The 15,163-nt window shown below is 73.5% G+C and carries 15 protein-coding genes; 5 read left to right on the top strand and 10 right to left on the bottom strand.

Going from position 1 to position 15,163, the window contains the following annotated elements; translation table 11 throughout:
- Positions 1–19: 19 nt before the first annotated feature.
- The 5 genes from C4U44_RS14595 to C4U44_RS14575 form a co-directional block, all read right to left on the bottom strand.
- Positions 20–382, bottom strand: coding sequence for a hypothetical protein (locus C4U44_RS14595; protein WP_103886181.1), 363 nt, complete (start codon positions 380–382; stop codon positions 20–22).
- Positions 379–1,242, bottom strand: coding sequence for a DODA-type extradiol aromatic ring-opening family dioxygenase (locus C4U44_RS14590; protein ID WP_103886180.1), 864 nt, complete (start codon positions 1,240–1,242; stop codon positions 379–381). Before C4U44_RS14590 ends, C4U44_RS14595 begins: the two co-directional genes overlap by 4 nt.
- A gap of 1 nt (position 1,243) precedes the next feature.
- Positions 1,244–2,191, bottom strand: coding sequence for a citryl-CoA lyase (locus C4U44_RS14585; RefSeq protein ID WP_103886179.1), 948 nt, complete (start codon positions 2,189–2,191; stop codon positions 1,244–1,246).
- Positions 2,184–3,374 carry a CaiB/BaiF CoA transferase family protein gene (locus C4U44_RS14580; RefSeq protein WP_103886178.1) on the bottom strand — a complete coding sequence of 397 codons (1,191 nt, stop codon included), beginning with the start codon at positions 3,372–3,374 and terminating at the stop codon, positions 2,184–2,186. The genes C4U44_RS14585 and C4U44_RS14580 overlap by 8 nt, the downstream gene beginning before the upstream one ends.
- 169 nt (positions 3,375–3,543) lie before the next feature.
- Complete coding sequence (locus tag C4U44_RS14575; protein ID WP_103886177.1) at positions 3,544–4,392, bottom strand: IclR family transcriptional regulator domain-containing protein; 849 nt, start codon at positions 4,390–4,392, stop codon at positions 3,544–3,546.
- 199 nt (positions 4,393–4,591) lie between these two features.
- On the opposite strand from C4U44_RS14575, the gene C4U44_RS14570 reads away from it, so the two are divergent.
- The gene (locus C4U44_RS14570) at positions 4,592–6,040 is read left to right on the top strand and encodes an amidohydrolase family protein (protein WP_103886176.1); all 1,449 of its coding nucleotides are present in this window, start codon (positions 4,592–4,594) and stop codon (positions 6,038–6,040) included.
- A gap of 33 nt (positions 6,041–6,073) precedes the next feature.
- Here C4U44_RS14570 and C4U44_RS14565 read toward each other — a convergent pair whose 3' ends face one another.
- Both C4U44_RS14565 and C4U44_RS14560 read right to left on the bottom strand, forming a co-directional pair.
- Positions 6,074–6,736: a DUF4232 domain-containing protein gene (locus C4U44_RS14565; protein ID WP_103886175.1), complete on the bottom strand. Its 663-nt coding sequence runs from the start codon at positions 6,734–6,736 to the stop codon at positions 6,074–6,076.
- A 232-nt stretch (positions 6,737–6,968) separates the two neighbouring features.
- Positions 6,969–7,244 (bottom strand): helix-turn-helix domain-containing protein, encoded by a 276-nt coding sequence (locus tag C4U44_RS14560; RefSeq protein WP_103886174.1) that lies wholly within the window; start codon positions 7,242–7,244, stop codon positions 6,969–6,971.
- A 163-nt stretch (positions 7,245–7,407) separates the two neighbouring features.
- Here C4U44_RS14560 and C4U44_RS14555 point away from each other — a divergent pair, with 163 nt between their 5' ends.
- The gene (locus tag C4U44_RS14555; RefSeq protein ID WP_103886173.1) at positions 7,408–8,016 is read left to right on the top strand and encodes a helix-turn-helix domain-containing protein; all 609 of its coding nucleotides are present in this window, start codon (positions 7,408–7,410) and stop codon (positions 8,014–8,016) included.
- A gap of 67 nt (positions 8,017–8,083) precedes the next feature.
- Here C4U44_RS14555 and C4U44_RS14550 read toward each other — a convergent pair whose 3' ends face one another.
- Positions 8,084–9,523 carry a hypothetical protein gene (locus C4U44_RS14550; protein WP_146088270.1) on the bottom strand — a complete coding sequence of 480 codons (1,440 nt, stop codon included), beginning with the start codon at positions 9,521–9,523 and terminating at the stop codon, positions 8,084–8,086.
- Between the two features lie 244 nt (positions 9,524–9,767).
- Positions 9,768–12,008: a catalase/peroxidase HPI gene (gene katG / locus C4U44_RS14545; RefSeq protein ID WP_103886171.1), complete on the bottom strand. Its 2,241-nt coding sequence runs from the start codon at positions 12,006–12,008 to the stop codon at positions 9,768–9,770.
- Positions 12,009–12,255: 247 nt separating this feature from the next.
- On the opposite strand from katG, the gene C4U44_RS14540 reads away from it, so the two are divergent.
- Positions 12,256–12,672 carry a Fur family transcriptional regulator gene (locus tag C4U44_RS14540; protein WP_103886170.1) on the top strand — a complete coding sequence of 139 codons (417 nt, stop codon included), beginning with the start codon at positions 12,256–12,258 and terminating at the stop codon, positions 12,670–12,672.
- 34 nt (positions 12,673–12,706) lie between these two features.
- On the opposite strand, the gene C4U44_RS14535 is transcribed toward C4U44_RS14540, so the two are convergent.
- Entirely contained in the window at positions 12,707–13,828 is a 1,122-nt protein-coding gene (locus C4U44_RS14535) for a DNA polymerase III subunit beta family protein (RefSeq protein WP_103886299.1), read from the bottom strand.
- A gap of 466 nt (positions 13,829–14,294) precedes the next feature.
- On the opposite strand from C4U44_RS14535, the gene C4U44_RS42455 reads away from it, so the two are divergent.
- A complete protein-coding gene (locus C4U44_RS42455) occupies positions 14,295–14,612 on the top strand; it encodes a DinB family protein (protein ID WP_235032072.1) in 318 nt (105 codons plus the stop codon).
- Positions 14,609–15,070: a VOC family protein gene (locus tag C4U44_RS14525; RefSeq protein ID WP_103886169.1), complete on the top strand. Its 462-nt coding sequence runs from the start codon at positions 14,609–14,611 to the stop codon at positions 15,068–15,070. Before C4U44_RS42455 ends, C4U44_RS14525 begins: the two co-directional genes overlap by 4 nt.
- The last annotated feature ends 93 nt before the right edge of the window (positions 15,071–15,163 follow it).

Genomic DNA, 15,163 nt, shown 5'->3' with positions numbered 1-15,163 from the left:
GGGGGTCGCCCCGGCAGGCTCAGGTCGCGATGTCGGGGTACGGCAGCGTGACATGGGCCAGCCGGCGGGCGTACTCCAGCTGGAAGCCCAGCGGTTCGGCGTGGTCCCGCTCGAACATCGCGATGAACAGGGTGAGGGTGAGGAAGGGGTGCGCGCCCAGCGCGAAGAGCGCCGGGTAGTCGTGCGCGACCAGCGCGGCCCGCTCGGTGTCGTCGAGGGCGAGCCAGGTGGTGGCCTCGCCGGCCACGCAGTTGAGCAGGCGCCCGGCGTACTCCGCCTCCCAGTGGGCGACGGTCCCGGCCGGGTCGTCGCGGTAGCGCTCCACCAGTTCCGGGTCGCGGTCGACGGTGTAGAGGAACTTGTTCAGCAGGTACTTGCTCACTCAGGCGCTCCGTTCGGGTACCAGGTGAAGTACGCCTCCATGGTGTGGAACAGGTCGAGCGTGTCCACGTAGTCGGCCCTGCGGCCCTGCCCCGCCACTCCCATCATCAGCATGAAGTCCATGAACCCGTGGGTGGCGTTGCCCGGCAGGTGCAGGCTGTCGAGGCTCACCTCGGCCAGGCACTCCTCGATGTCGCCGCCCGCGATCCAGCCGACCGCCTTCCGGTCGAACTCCGGGTCCGGGCCGTGCGGGCCGAACTGCCGCGGCCCGCCCAGCTCCAGCGACAGGTGCCCGGTGCCGATCACCGCGACCCGCTGGTCCGACGGCCAGGACTCCACCACCTGCCGGATCATCCCGCCGAGCTGCACGAACCGCTTCGGCTGGGGCAGGGGCGGCGCGAAGATGTTGGTGTACACCGGCACGATCGGCAGGTCGGCCTGCGGCCGCAGGGTGATGATCGGGCAGGTGATCGAGTGATCGATCCGCAGTTCGTTGGAGAACGCCAGGTCGAACCCGGCGTCCAGGCCCTCGCGCAGCACGTGCGCGGAGAGCTCCTCGTGCCCCTTCAGGAGCATCTTCGGCAGCCCGAACTCGCGTTCCTCGTTGGAGAAGTTGGCGTCGTAGAAGGGCGCCTTGCCGACCAGGAACTGCGGCATGTTGTCCAGCCAGAGCTGGTGGAAGTGGTCCGAGCCGACCATCACCAGCACGTCGGGGCGGGCCCGGGTCAGCGTCGCGCGGAACGCCTCGATCTTGCGCACCCACTCGTCGGCGAACGGCGGCCGGTCCGCGCCGGTCGCGGTACTGGCGCGGTAGTAGAAGGGGTGGTGGGTGGACGCGATGACCGCGACCAGTTCGGCCATGTCAACCTTCCTCGGCGGGGGAGTCGGAGCCGGACGCGGGTGCCTCGGCGTCCGGGGGGAGCGGGCACCCGTCGGGCAGGTACGGATCCGGCGGTACGGAGCGGTTGTTGAGGTCGACCGACAAGAAGACGTCGTTGCCGACCGGGTGCCGCAGCTCCTCGGCGAGCTGCCCGATCAGTCCGGCGGTACGGGCCAGCAGCGCGAAGCCGCGCAGGAGTTCCAGCGGCAGGCCGAGGTCGGCGAGCGCCGCGCCGCAGACACCGGCGCCGTTGAGCGGCAGCGTACGGCCGAGGACCTGGGGGTGCACCCGCCCGATCGCGGTGAACAGCGACAGGTGCGGGCCGAAGTGCCCCTCCTCGGCGGCGATCTCCAGCAGCCGCGGGGTGCGCGGGTCGCCGTCCTTGTGGACGTGGTGGCCCAGGCCGGGCACGAACACGCCCGCCGCCCGCCGGGCCGTCACCGTGGCCAGCGCCAGCGCGTCCCATCCGGCGTCGTCGTCCGGCAGCGGACCGTCGACCGAGGCCAGGACGTCGTGCAGGAACCGGCCGCTGTCCTCGGTCACGCCGAGGAACCGCGACCCGCCGCCGAGCAGCCCGGCCGCGAGCGCGCCCTGTACCGAGTCGGGCGCCGACAGGTACGTCAGCCGGGTGACGATCGCGGTCGGGGTGAAGCCGTGGTCGGCCAGCGCCGCGAGGACCGTCTCGAAGACGCGGGTCTCCCCCGGCGTCGGGCGGCGCTGCGTGGCCAGCCAGAAGGCGAGTTCACCGAAGCCGACCGAGCCCATGACGTCGCGCGCCAGGTCGTGCCCGAGCAGGGTGATCGTGTCGCGGGTGGAGGCGCCCAGCGCGGTCGCGTACACCGGCCGCTCGTACGGGCGCTGTTCGTCGGCGGGCTGTTCGTCAGCCGGCCGTTCGCTCGCGGGCGGCTCGCTCCCGGGCCGGTCAGCCATGGTCCGCCTCCTTCCGGGCGTCGCCCAGCCACGCGCGCACCTCGGCGCCGTGCTCGTCGAGCCCGGGCGGCGGCCGGTGGTAGCCGACCGGCGTGCCGGAGAACCGGATCGGGTTGCGGGTGGTGGGCACCGCGCGGTCCGCCTCGCCGACCTCCACGATCGGGTCGAGCCCGAAGCGTTCGGCCAGCGCGAACCCGCCGTCGATGGTGTTGATCGGCCCGCAGGGCACCCCGACCGCGGTCAGCGCGTCGAACCACTCCATCGCGCCGCGGGTGGCCAGCCGCTCCTCCAGCAGCGGGCGCAGCTCCTCCCGGTTCCTGGTCCGGTCGGCGTTGTGCGCGAACCGCGGGTCGTCCGGCACGCCGGGCAGCTCCAGCACCTCGCACAGCCGCCGGAACTGGCCGTCGTTGGCGGCGGCGACGATCAGCAGGTTGTCGGCGGTGGGCAGCGGCTCGTACGGGAACACGCTGGGGTGGGCGTTGCCCATCCGGTACGGCACCACGCCGCCGGCGGCGTACGCCGAGCTGTGGTTGACCAGGCCGGTGAGGGCGGAGGACAGCAGGTTCACCTCGACGTGCTGGCCCGCGCCGGTCGCGTCGCGGTGGCGCAGTGCGGCGAGGATGCCGATCACCGCGTGGTTGCCCGCCATCACGTCGAAGACCGAGATGCCGGCCCGGTAGGGCGGCCCGTCCGGGTCGCCGGTCAGGCTCATCAGCCCGGAGACGGCCTGCACCATCAGGTCGTAGCCGGGCACGTCGCGGCCCGGGCCGGTGCCGAAGCCGCTGATCGACGCGTAGACCGCGCCGGGGTTGGCGGCGTGCACGCTGTCGTAGTCGAGGCCGTACTTCGCCAGGCCGCCGGGCTTGAAGTTCTCGATCAGGACGTCGGCGCGGCGGGCGAGTTCGCGGGCGAGCCCGGCATCGCCGTCGTCGTGCAGGTCGAGCGCGACGGAGCGCTTCCCGCGGTTGACGCCGAGGTAGTAGGTGGAGACGTCGCCGCGGACCGGGGGCATCCAGCCGCGGGTCTCGTCACCGTGCGGGCCCTCGACCTTGACGACCTCGGCGCCCATGTCGGCCAGCAGCATCGTGGCGTACGGGCCGGCGAGCACCCGGGAGAAGTCCGCGACGAGCAGGCCCGACAGGGGGCCGGGCGGTGGCGCCGCCGTCGTGGGGTGGTCCGCCATGCGCTCCGCCTCTCGCCTTCCTGCGCGGACTTCTGTCCGCACAGCGGACCCTTGTCCGTAACGGCGAGTCTGCCGCCGCGCGCCCCATCGGTCAAGGTGCTCCGGGCGCGTGACCGCTCCCTGCGCCGGGCGGCGCGGCCCCGCACGCCGCCGCCTCACCCCTGCCGCCTCACCGCCGCGCGGGCTGCGGGCGCGGGCCCTCCGCGGCGGGGGCGCCGGGCGCGACGCTGACCTGCGGCAGGTCCTGCACCCGGGCGAAGTCCGCGCCGATGTCCCCCGCGGCCTGGAGCAGCAGCGGCAGATGATGCTCCAGCAGGTACTCCACCGTGGTCTCCGCGGCATGGCAGTTGACGTTGATCCCGGCGATCACCCGGCCCGAACCGTCGCGCAGCGGAGCCGCCACCGACCGGATGCCCAGGGCCAGTTGCTGGTCGGTGAGGGCCCAGCCACGGGCCCGCACGTCGCGCAGCTCGGCGTCGCGCTCCGCGGACTCGGGCACCTCGCGGGCCGCCAGGCCGGAACGGGTCGGCTGGGCGAGCACCTCCTCCAGCTCCTGCGGCGACAGCGCCGCCAGCTGCACCTTTCCCAGCGAGGTGGCGAGCGCGGGGAACCGGGTGCCGATCTGCACCGCGAGCGAGACGATCTTCGGCACCGCCACCCGCGCGACGTAGACGATGTCCGAGCCGTCCAGCTGGGCGATCGAGCAGGACTCGCCGGTGCGTGCGACCAGGCGCTCCAGATGCGGCCGCGCCACCTCCCACAGCCCCATGGACCCGATGTACGCGACGCCGAGGTCCAGGACGCGGGGGGTCAGCCGGTAGCCGCGCTCCTCCGCGCGGACGTAGCCCAGTTCCTCCAGGGTGAGCAGGATGCGGCGGGCGGTGGGCCGGGCCAGCCCGGTCGCCGCGGCCACCTCGGCGAGCGTCATCGCCGGGCGGTTCGGGCGGAACGCGGTGATCACCTCCAGCCCGCGCGCCAGCGCTTCGATGAAGTCGGGACCCGTCCCCGTACGCGGCATGGCACGACCTCCTCGCGAGCTGGCCTCCCCCGAAGGGTAGCCGCAGGTGTCCGCGCTACGGACGGTCCTGCCCGCGATGCGCGGCGGCCGGCTCCGCATCGTCCATTGACACCGGCGGCGGCCTGCGCGAGGGTGGCCCCAGCCAAGCACTGTCCGCAGAGCGGACGTGTGTACGCGTAACGCGAAGGAGCGTGAGGCGATGAGCCAGCGGACCGACGACACCGCGGGCCGCCCGGTCGTGCTGCGCGGCGGCACCGTCCTGACGGTGGACGCCGCCCGGCGGGTGCTGCCCGGGCACGACGTGCTGGTGGTCGGCGACCGCATCGCCGCGGTCGGCCCCGGTCTCGCCGTCCCCGACGGCACCGTCGAGATCGACGCGTCCGGCGGCATCGTGATGCCGGGGATGATCGACACCCACCGGCACCTGTGGCAGACCGCGATGCGCGGCTACGGCGCCGACTGGACGCTGACCCAGTACTTCGTCTGGTACTACCTGGAGTGGGGCAAGATCTTCCGCCCGCAGGACATCCACGCGGGCAACCTGCTCGGCGGCTGGGAGGCGCTGGACGCCGGTGTGACCACCACCGTCGACTGGTCCCACGGGCTGCGCACCACGGAGCACGCCGACGCGGCCGTCGACGCCCTCCAGGCGGTGCCCGGCCGGTTCGTGCTCGCCTACGGCAACATCCAGGAGGCGCCCGCCACCTGGACGGCCGCCCCCGAGTTCCGCGACTTCGTCGCCCGCCGCATCACCGGCGACGACATGCTGGGCTTCCAGCTCGCCTTCGACGTCACCGGCGACCCGGCGTTCCCGGAGAAGCCCGCCTTCGAGGTGGCGCGCGACCTGGGCGTCGCGGTCACCACGCACGCCGGCGTGTGGGGCGCCACCGGCGACGACGGCATCCGGCTCATGCACGAGCACGGCTTCATGACCCCCGAGACCGTCTACGTGCACAGCGCCTCGCTGTCCCAGGACTCCTACCAGCGGATCGCCGCCACCGGCGGGTCCGCCTCCGTCTCCACCGAGAGCGAGCAGAGCGCGGGGCAGGGCTACCCGCCCTCCTGGGCGCTGCGTGCCCACGGCATACCGGTCTCGCTGTCCATGGACACCTCGGTCTGGTGGAGCGGCGACCTGTTCTCCGCCATGCGCACCACCCTCGGCGCCGACCGCTCCCACGAGCACCTGACCGCCCACGCGGCCGGGGAGACGGTGACGCACGCGGCGCTGCGCGCCGACCAGGTCGTGGAGTGGGCCACCCGCGGCGGCGCCCGCGCCCTCGGCCGCGAGTCCGACCTCGGCAGCGTCGAGGCCGGCAAGAAGGCCGACCTGGTGCTGATCAAGAACGACGCCTCGCCGGTCTCCTTCCCGCTGCTCAACCCGCACGGGCACGTCGCCTTCCAGGCGCAGCGCGGCGACGTCCACACGGTGCTGGTCGACGGCCGGCTGGTGAAGCGCGACGGCCGCCTGCTCGACGTCGACCTCCCGGCGCTGCGCCGCACCGTCGAGGGGACCGTCGACCACCTGCGGTCCCAACTCGGCCCCGAGGCCTGGGAGCGCGGCATGAACCCCGACGTCCCCGAGACGAAGGTGCTCGACAACCCCTACACGTACACGGACTACCAGAGCGGGAGCACGCACGGCGGCTGAGCCGCAGGCTCCGCCCCGGTCGGTGCGCGCGGACTACTTGCCCGCACCGACCGGGTCGACGGTGACGGCGGACTGGGTGCTGTCACTGACGGGCAGGTTGATCGCCAGGTCCATGGTGTGGGAGTGGGTCTCGTTGGGCGGGGTGACGACGAGGCTGGTGAAGGTGACACCGCTGCCGCCGGAGTTGTTCGGCGGGAAGTGCAGCGTGAAGTTGGTCTCCTGACCGGGCGTCAGGGTCACGTCGGGCGCGGCGAGGTGCGTACGGGCGGCGCTGATCGTGCCGTCCTTGCCCTTGAGGTCCACCCCGGGGAAGCCGTGCAGGGTGCAGGTGTCCGCCCCGTGGTTGGTGAGGTTGATCAGCACCTCGCCCTCGCCCATGCCGGAGGAGTGGCTGAAGGAGAGGTCGGCGGTCTGGCAGCCCCCGCCGCCGCCCGTGCCGGACCCGCCCGAACCGGAGCTGCCGGAACCGGAGTTGCCCGAGCCGGAGTCGCTGGTGGCCGACACGCCCTTGCCGTTCGCCGAGGGGTCGGCCGTCGAGCCGGAGGAACCGCCGGAGCCGGAGGCGTCCTGAGTGGCGGACGCCGACGGGGACGAAGCATCCGCGGTGGAGGAGTCGTTGCCGCCCCCGCAGGCGGTGAGCGAGAGGCCCGCGGCCACCGCGACGAGGGCAACGAACGAGATCTTCCGGATCCGCATGACTTCTCCTTCTCAACCGATGCCCACCCGTGCCGGGCAGGCCCTTCTCCCTCCCGGACTCCCTGGTCACCGGCGCGGTTTCGGCCGGAGTGACACGAAGACACTCCCGTGACAGGCGAGTAGGCACCTCGTGACGTACCCCCCGGGCGTGTGACCGGAACCGGACGAAGATCCTCCGGGCTCCGCGACACTACGGCACCGCGACCCCGCGACTCCGCGCGGCACGCACCGGTCAGGCCCCGGGCGCGTCCTTCGACGGGGCGACCCCGGCGGCATGGCGCTTGCGCTCCAGGACGACGATGGGGCAGTTCAGCGCCTCGGCGATCTTCACGAGGTTGGCCGGGGTGGCGCTGCGCCAGCCGGACTCGATCTCACCCATCAACTGCTCGGAGATGCCGACGCGATCGGCCAGCGCCCGCTTGGTCAGCCCGGACTTCTCCCGCGCCCAGGTGACCGCCTCCGGCTCCTGGCAGAGCCTCCTCGGACGGGTGCGGCTGCGGGGCGTCATGCGGGACAAACTAGCGCGTAGTAGGGCGTGGATCAAGTACTACGCGCGTACTACGCGACATGCGGGCGTAGTGCGGCACATCGGTGCAGGCCAGCCCGATCCCCCGGCGGCCGCGGGGCGAGGACGCTGGACGCTGCGTGCGTAGTTGTGCGAAGCTCGCGCCATGACTGAGGGCCCGCAGCCGCCGCCCGAGGGGCTGTTGATCATGGCGGCGGCGAAGAAGCTGCGCATCTCCCAGCGGGAGGCCGCCCGCCGGGCCGACGTCAGCGAGACCTGGTGGCGCCGCATCGTGTCCGGCTACCAGCTGGTGAACAAGGTGAAGGTGCCCACCCGCGGCGTCGACGAGACGCTGGCCCGGATGGCGCGCGGAGTGGGGGTCTCCGCCGAGCAGTTGGAGGCCGTGGACCGCGCCGGGGCCGCCGAGGCGCTCCGCAGGATCGAGGCCGAGGCCGCCACCGCGGCGGAGAAGGAGCGGCGGGACGCCGACGCCGCCCTGCGCTCGGCCGGCGCGCGGACCCGGGTGGAGGAGCGCTGGCACATGCTGGAGCCCGTCCTGCTCCGGGCACCCGTCGACCTCGACCCGTTCGAGCGGGACGACCTGCGCGGGCGCGTCGATGTACTGCTCGCCCGGAGTCCGGAGTGGCATGCGCAGGAGCCCGCGCCGGCGCCGAAGGACCGGGACCCGGAGAACCGGAAGAGCCCGAAGGGCCGGAAGAGCCCGAGGACCCGCGGCCGCGCCCAGCGCTCCGAGCACCCGAAGAACGCGCGGTAGCCGAAAGCGCGGTAGCCGCCGGCACGGCGCGGCCCCGGCCGGACGCCGGCACGGCCGGTGGACGTCCTCAGCTCGGCGAGAGCCGGTACAGCGCCGCCGCGCCCGCCTCCAGGTCCACCGTGAGCGGGCCCGCCGCCCCCGTGTCCGTGTACGTGGCGCTCGACGGCGTGAACCTTGCGACGCCCTTGACCTGGGCCGGGTTGACCCCGATCCGCACCGACGCGGCGCCGTCGGGATCGCGGTTGACGACCAGCAGGTGCCGGGTGCCGTCGTCCGTGGCACCGGCCCCGGCCCTGAACAGCGCGAGCACCACCGCGTCACCGGTGGCCGTGGCCACGTACGGCCCCGGGGCGAACGCCGTGGTGCCGGGCGGCAGCGGGGTGTCGTTGGCGTGCTGCACGGACTCCGAGACCAGCGGCTTGAGTTCGCGGCCCACCGGCCGGAGCCAGCCCGCGTTCAGCGCCTTGGCGGCGTCGTAGAGCGGGGTGCGCTTCCCGTCGACGGTGATCAGCGCCTGCGTGTACCCCTCGCCGCGGGCCGGGTCGGGCGTCCAGTAGGTGAAGTACTGGATGCCCTTGCAGCCGTACGCCAGGCTGATGTTGACCTGCCACGCCAGCTGCGAGGCGGTCGGCACCCGGTGGCCGTTGTAGCCGGTCGACTGGATGTAGGTCCAGGCGGGCACGCCGGCCTTGAGCGACGCGGCGCGGACGATCGCCCAGGTGTCGAAGTAGTTGACGTCGACCCCGTCCGTGAGGATCGGGTAGCGGTCGAAGGAGATCAGCGCGGGCCGCACCGCGTCGACGTACGCCTGCACGAAGTCGGCGTAGGTCGCGCCGTTGCCCCGGTTGATGTTGGCGTACGGCAGCAGGGCGGGGGCGGTGGCGCGCACGATGCCGGTCAGCGCGCCGACGGTGGGGAAGCGCTCGCGGGAGGGCTCGTCGTAGACGCTGAGGCCCGCCAGCGACGGATGGTCGGGATAGCTCGCCAGGGCGGCGCTCACCCAGGACGTGGCGTCGGCCGTCGTGATCGACGACGGCACGGTCCGGTCGTCCGTCACCGTCATGTGCTGCGCGATCGCCTCGATCCGCGGGTCCCCGGCGACCAGCACCTTCAGCCCGACCTGGTCCGCCATGCCCAGCGCGTAGGACGCGCTGCGCGCGTCGAACAGGTAGTTCCCGGTGATCAGGAAGGTGAAGCCGGCCTCCGTGATCTCCTGGTAGCGGGCGAGCGTGGTCTCGTAGGGGTGCGGTGGCCAGAACAGCCCGATCGGGAAGTCCGGGCCCCCGACGAGCGGGAGGTCCGTGCTCGCCGCGGCACTCGACCCGTCCGCCACGTGCGCCGGAACCGCGGCCGTCGCCGCCCGCCCCGCCGGGCCCGCGGCGTCCGCCCGCCCGGCCGCCAGCCCGCCCGCCGCGAGCACCCCGGTCCCCAGCCCGGCCGCCCGCAGCAGTGACCGGCGGTTCACCCCGCGAGCCGGTCCGGACGACGAAAGCTCCTGCTCCGGCATGCTGCACCCACTCCACTCGGAATCGCGACCGACGACAGAGACCCGCCCCGCCATCATGCAGACCGCCCGCCCTCATCCCGGTCCGCCACGCCCCACCCGGCCCACGAGTCCCGGGATCGGCCGTCCGCGCCGCCGGACGAACGACGTCCGGGCCGGCCCGAAAGGGGGCCGGCCCGGACGTGGTGGTCCACCGCGCCGCCGTCCGGGGACGGCGGTCAGGCGGGGTGGAGCGGGTGACGGGTGCTCAGGCGATGTCGAACCGGTCGAGGTTCATGACCTTGTTCCACGCCGCGACGAAGTCCGTGACGAACTTCTGCCGCGCGTCGTCGCTCGCGTAGACCTCGGCCAGCGCGCGCAGCTCGGAGTTCGAGCCGAAGACGAGGTCGACACGGCTGCCGGTCCACTTCACCTGGCCGGTGGCGTCGTCGCGGGCCTCGAAGGTGGTCGCGTCCTCCGCCGTCGGCCGCCACGTGGTGCCCAGGTCGAGCAGGTTGACGAAGAAGTCGTTCGTCAGGGTGCCCGGGGCGTCGGTCAGCACGCCGAGGTTCGAACCGTCGTGGTTCGAGCCCAGCACGCGCAGGCCGCCGACGAGGACGGTCGTCTCGGGGGCGCTGAGGGACAGCAGGTTCGCCCGGTCGATCAGCAGGTACTCGGCCGGCAGCCGGTTTCCCTTGCCCACGTAGTTGCGGAAGCCGTCCGCGCCGGGCTCCAGCGCGGCGAACGACTCCGCGTCGGTGTGCTCCTCGGTGGCGTCGACGCGGCCCGGGGTGAAGGGCACCTCCACCGCGAACCCGCCGTCCTTGGCGGCCTTCTCGACCGCGGCGGCGCCGCCGAGGACGATCAGGTCGGCCAGCGAGACCTTCTTGGTGCCCGCACCGGCGTTGAACTCGCGCTGGACGCCCTCCAGGGCGCCGAGCACCGTCACCAGCTGGTCGGGGTTGTTGACCGGCCAGCCCTGCATCGGGTCGAGGCGGATCCGGGCGCCGTTGGCACCGCCGCGCTTGTCACTGCTGCGGAACGTCGAGGCCGACGCCCAAGCGGTGGAGACCAGTTGCGAGACGGTCAGCCCGGTCGCGAGGATCTTCGCCTTGAGCGCGGTGACGTCCGCGGCGTCGATGGTCCCGTGGTCGGCCACCGGCAGCGGGTCCTGCCACAGCAGCGTCTCCTCGGGCACCTCCGGGCCGAGGTAGAGGGACTTCGGGCCCAGGTCGCGGTGGGTCAGCTTGTACCAGGCGCGGGCGAAGGCGTCCGCGAACTCGGCCGGGTTCTCGTGGAAGCGGCGGGAGATGGGCTCGTAGACCGGGTCGAAGCGCAGCGCCAGGTCGGTGGTGAGCATCGACGGCGCGATCTTCCGGTCCGCGTCGTAGGCGTGCGGGACGGTGCCCTCGCCGGCGCCGTCCTTCGGCTTCCACTGGTTGGCGCCGGCCGGGCTCTTGGTCAGCTCCCACTCGTAGCCGAAGAGGTTGTCGAAGAAGCCGTTGCTCCAGCGGGTGGGCGTGCTGGTCCAGGTCACCTCCAGGCCGGAGGTGATGGCGTCCGCGCCCTTGCCGGTGCCGTGGCTGCTCTTCCAGCCCAGGCCCTGCGCCTCGATCGGCGCGGCCTCGGGGTCGTCGCCGACGGCGTCGGCCGGACCGGCACCGTGGGTCTTGCCGAAGGTGTGGCCGCCCGCGATCAGGGCGACGGTCTCCTCGTCGTTCATCGCCATCCGGCGGAACGTCTCACGGATGTCGCGGGCCGACGCGATCGGGTCCGGGTTGCCGTTGGGGCCCTCGGGGTTGACGTAGATCAGGCCCATCTGGACGGCGCCGAGCGGGCTCTCCAGCTGGCGGTCGCCGGTGTAGCGCCGGTCGTCCAGCCAGGTGGTCTCCGGACCCCAGTAGACGTCCTCCTCCGGCTCCCAGACGTCCTCGCGGCCGCCGGCGAAGCCGAAGGTCTGCAGGCCCATCGACTCCAGCGCGACGTTGCCGGTGAGGACCAGCAGGTCGGCCCAGGACAGGCTCTGGCCGTACTTCTTCTTGACCGGCCACAGCAGGCGGCGGGCCTTGTCGAGGTTCGCGTTGTCCGGCCAGCTGTTGAGGGGCGCGAAGCGCTGCTGCCCGGCCCCGGCGCCGCCGCGGCCGTCGCTGATCCGGTACGTGCCCGCGCTGTGCCAGGCCATCCGGATCGCGAAGGGGCCGTAGTTGCCGAAGTCGGCGGGCCACCAGTCCTGCGAGGTGGTCAGCACCTCCGCGATGTCCTGCTTGACGGCGGCGAGGTCGAGGGAGCCGAACGCCGCGGCGTAGTCGAACTCCTCGCCCAGCGGGTTGGCCACGGCCGGGTTCTTGGCCAGGATCTTCAGGTTCAGCCGATCGGGCCACCAGCCGCGGTTCCCACCGCCCTGGGTCGGGTGCGGGGCGCGGTCGTGCGCGACCGGGCAGCCACCCGCGCCCTCGGTCTTGGCGTCCGTGACGATCGCGTCGTCGTTGTTGGGGGTGTGGTCAGACATGGGGAATCCTTCCGGACCGGGCGGAGCACGGTGCTCAGGAACTGCGGGGGTGCGGAGGAGCCGGGGCGCGAGCGCCCGGGGCCGCCCCCGCGGGGACTCGGCTCTTCCTGACCCTTGGCTGTCGCCGGAACCGATCCTACGATGGACGCAGTCCAAGTCAAGAAGCGGGCCAAGCACATATCCGATCAAAATCAGGACGTCCGCTGGTAAACTGCGGTCACTCCGCGAACCTGATAGGTGAACCGACATGAGCGACCTGTTGGAACGACTGCGTGGCCGCGGCTGGCGGATGACCTCCCAGCGGCGCGTCGTCGCGCAGGTGCTCGACGGCGACCACGTCCATCTGACGGCCGACGAGGTGCACGCCCGCGCGGCCGAGCGGCTGCCCGAGATCTCCCGGGCGACCGTCTACAACACCCTGGGCGAGCTGGTCTCCCTCGGCGAGGTCATAGAGGTCGCCACCGACGGCCGCGCGAAGCGGTACGACCCCAACGCCCACCGCCCCCACCAGCACCTGGTCTGCTCCGGCTGCGGCACCGTCCGCGACGTCCACCCGGCCCGCGACCCGCTCGCCGACCTCCCCTCCGAGGAGCGCTTCGGCTTCACCGTCTCCACCGCCGAGGTCACCTACCGCGGCCTGTGCCCCTCCTGCCTCCTGGCCTGACCGGCGGGTCGCCCCCGCCGGCCGGGCCCGTCGCTCAGTCCTCCAGGCGGACCGGCATCAGCAGCGAGAAGGCGTCCCCTTCCTCGGCCCCGTCCTCGTCGACGCGGCGGAACGCGATCGGCGCCGTGGGGGCGCCGAACTCCACGACCAGCCGTTCCCGCGTACCGGCCGCCAGCGCGTCCAGCGCGTCCAGCAGGTAGTCGCGGTCGACCGCGATCCGGTCCCTGCCGGCGCCGTCCCCCTCGTCCACGACGGCCACGGTGCCGTCGGCGGTGATCTCGAGCAGGCTGAGATCGCGGGCGGTGCCGCCCTCCTCGCCCGGGTCGCCGGCGCGGACCGGTCCGCCGCGCACCGCCGCGCGCAGGGCCGCGACGTCGACGAGCGTGCGCGTCCCCGGCGGCAGGGCCGCGAGCCGGCGGTAGTCGGGGAAGTCGTGGTCGAGGCACCGGCCGGCCGCCTGGCGGTCCCCCGCCTCCAGCACCACCCGGCCGTCCGCGACGGAGAGCCGGACGCCCCCGTCGCCGCCGCCGCTGCCGGTGAGCAGCGCCCGCATCGCGTCGGCGACCGGCGCGGGCACGACGAACTGCGCGCGCGGCCCGTCGTGCCCGCTCGCACCGGCCCGGGCGACGGCCATCCGGTAGCGGTCGGTGGCCACCACCCGGAGCGCGTCGTCCTCGGTGTCGAAGAGCACACCGCCGAGCACCGGCAGTTCGGGGTCGGTGCTGGCGGCGAAGCGGACCGCGTCCAGCGCCGCGGCCAGCTCGTCGGCGGCGACCGTGAGACTCACGGTCGGGGTGCGGAATGACGTCATGGGGTTCTCCCGGTGTTCGAGAAGTGCGCGGACCGTGGAGAGCGCGGCGCGGGCCTCGGACAGCCCGCGTTCGAGACGGCGCAGGTGCGCGTCGAGCAGCGTCCGTACCAGGTCGGTGTCCGCGCCGGACCACGCGGCGAGCACCAGCCGGACGTCCGCCAGCGGCATGCCGGTCCGGCGCAGCCGCGCCAGCAGCCGCGCCTCGGCGAGCTGCCCGGGGCCGTACCAGCGGTACCCGCTGGCCGGGTCCACCCGCGCGGGGACCAGCACGCCCGCGCCGTCGTAGAACCTTAGGGCGCTCACGCCCAGGCCGCTGTCCCGCGCCATCTCGCCGATACTGCGCATCCCGCTCTCCACTCGCGTGAATCTCCTCCCTCGACCGGGTCGAGGGTCAACCCCGATCCGCCCCGACCGCCACCGACCGGCACCGCCACCGACCGGAAGAACGACTCCCACTGCCCCCGCGCGGGATGCCAGGGTGGCTCCATGGGCACGACAGGAGTGGACTGGAACCGGGCACTGCGCGAGCAGTGGGAGTTCCACTGGAACCATCAGCTCCGCGCACGGCTCGCCGGCCTCACCGACGACGAGTACTTCTGGTCCCCGGTGCCGGACGCCTGGAGTGTACGGCGGCGCGAGGGCGCTCCCCCGGGGAATCCCACGGCGCGGGGTCGCTCCGGCGGCGGCGAAGGCACGGGGCGGCCACGACAGCTCGGGGCCGGCGACTTCCTCCTGGACGACGCGTACCCCGGCTCGGTGCCGGCGCCCTTCACCACCGATCGCCTGGCGGCTCGGCCACGTCGTCGCCGGCGTGCTGGCCGCGCGCAACGCCGCGCACTTCGGCGCACCGGCGGCGTCACCCGCCACCTGGGAGTACGCCGGCGGCGCGGACGCCGCGCTCGGCCAGCTGGAGGCCCAACTCGACCTGTGGCTCGCGGGGGTGGCCCGGCTCGGCGACGAGGGGCTGCGGGTCCCGGTGGGGGCGGAGGAGCCCTTCCCCGACGCGCCCATGGCCGACCTGGTGCTGCACATCCACCGCGAGCTGATCCACCATCTGTCCGAGGTCTGCCTGCTGCGCGACCTCTACCGGCACCAGGCGCACGCCCCCACGAGCGGAGGAATCCGGTGAGCCGCGAGATCCAGGTCACCTTCGACGCCCACGACCCGCAGGCGCTGTCGTCCTTCTGGCGCGAGGCGCTCGGCTACGTCCACCCCGGCCCGCCCGGTGTCGACCTGCCCGAGGGAGCCGACCCGCTGGCCGCGTGGGACGCGTTCCTCGATCGGGCGGGCGTGCCGGAGGAGGAGCGCAACGCGGGGTCGGCCGTCGAGGACCCGGAGGGTCGCGGCCCCCGGATCTTCTTCCAGCGGGTGCCGGAGGGCAAGGTCGCCAAGAACCGGGTGCACCTCGACGTCCGCGCGGCTCCCGGACTCGCGGGGGAGGAGCGGATGGCGGCGCTGGAGGCCGCGTGCGACCGGCTCGTCGCGCTGGGCGCGACCCGGGTGCGCCGCCACGAGCCCGCGCCGCCGATGAGCGCCGGCTTCCTCGTGATGACCGACCCCGAGGGCAACGAGTTCTGCCTGGACTGATGCCGCCGCCCCGCCAACCGGTCGCGACGCAACGAGAGTTGGCGCGGCCTCAGGGAAGGTGCGGCGCTCGGGCGGCGGTACGGCCGGCCGGCG

Source organism: Actinacidiphila yanglinensis (assembly GCF_900107965.1).
GTDB lineage: Bacteria > Actinomycetota > Actinomycetes > Streptomycetales > Streptomycetaceae > Actinacidiphila > Actinacidiphila yanglinensis.
This window is presented reverse-complemented; position numbering and strand designations above follow the sequence as displayed.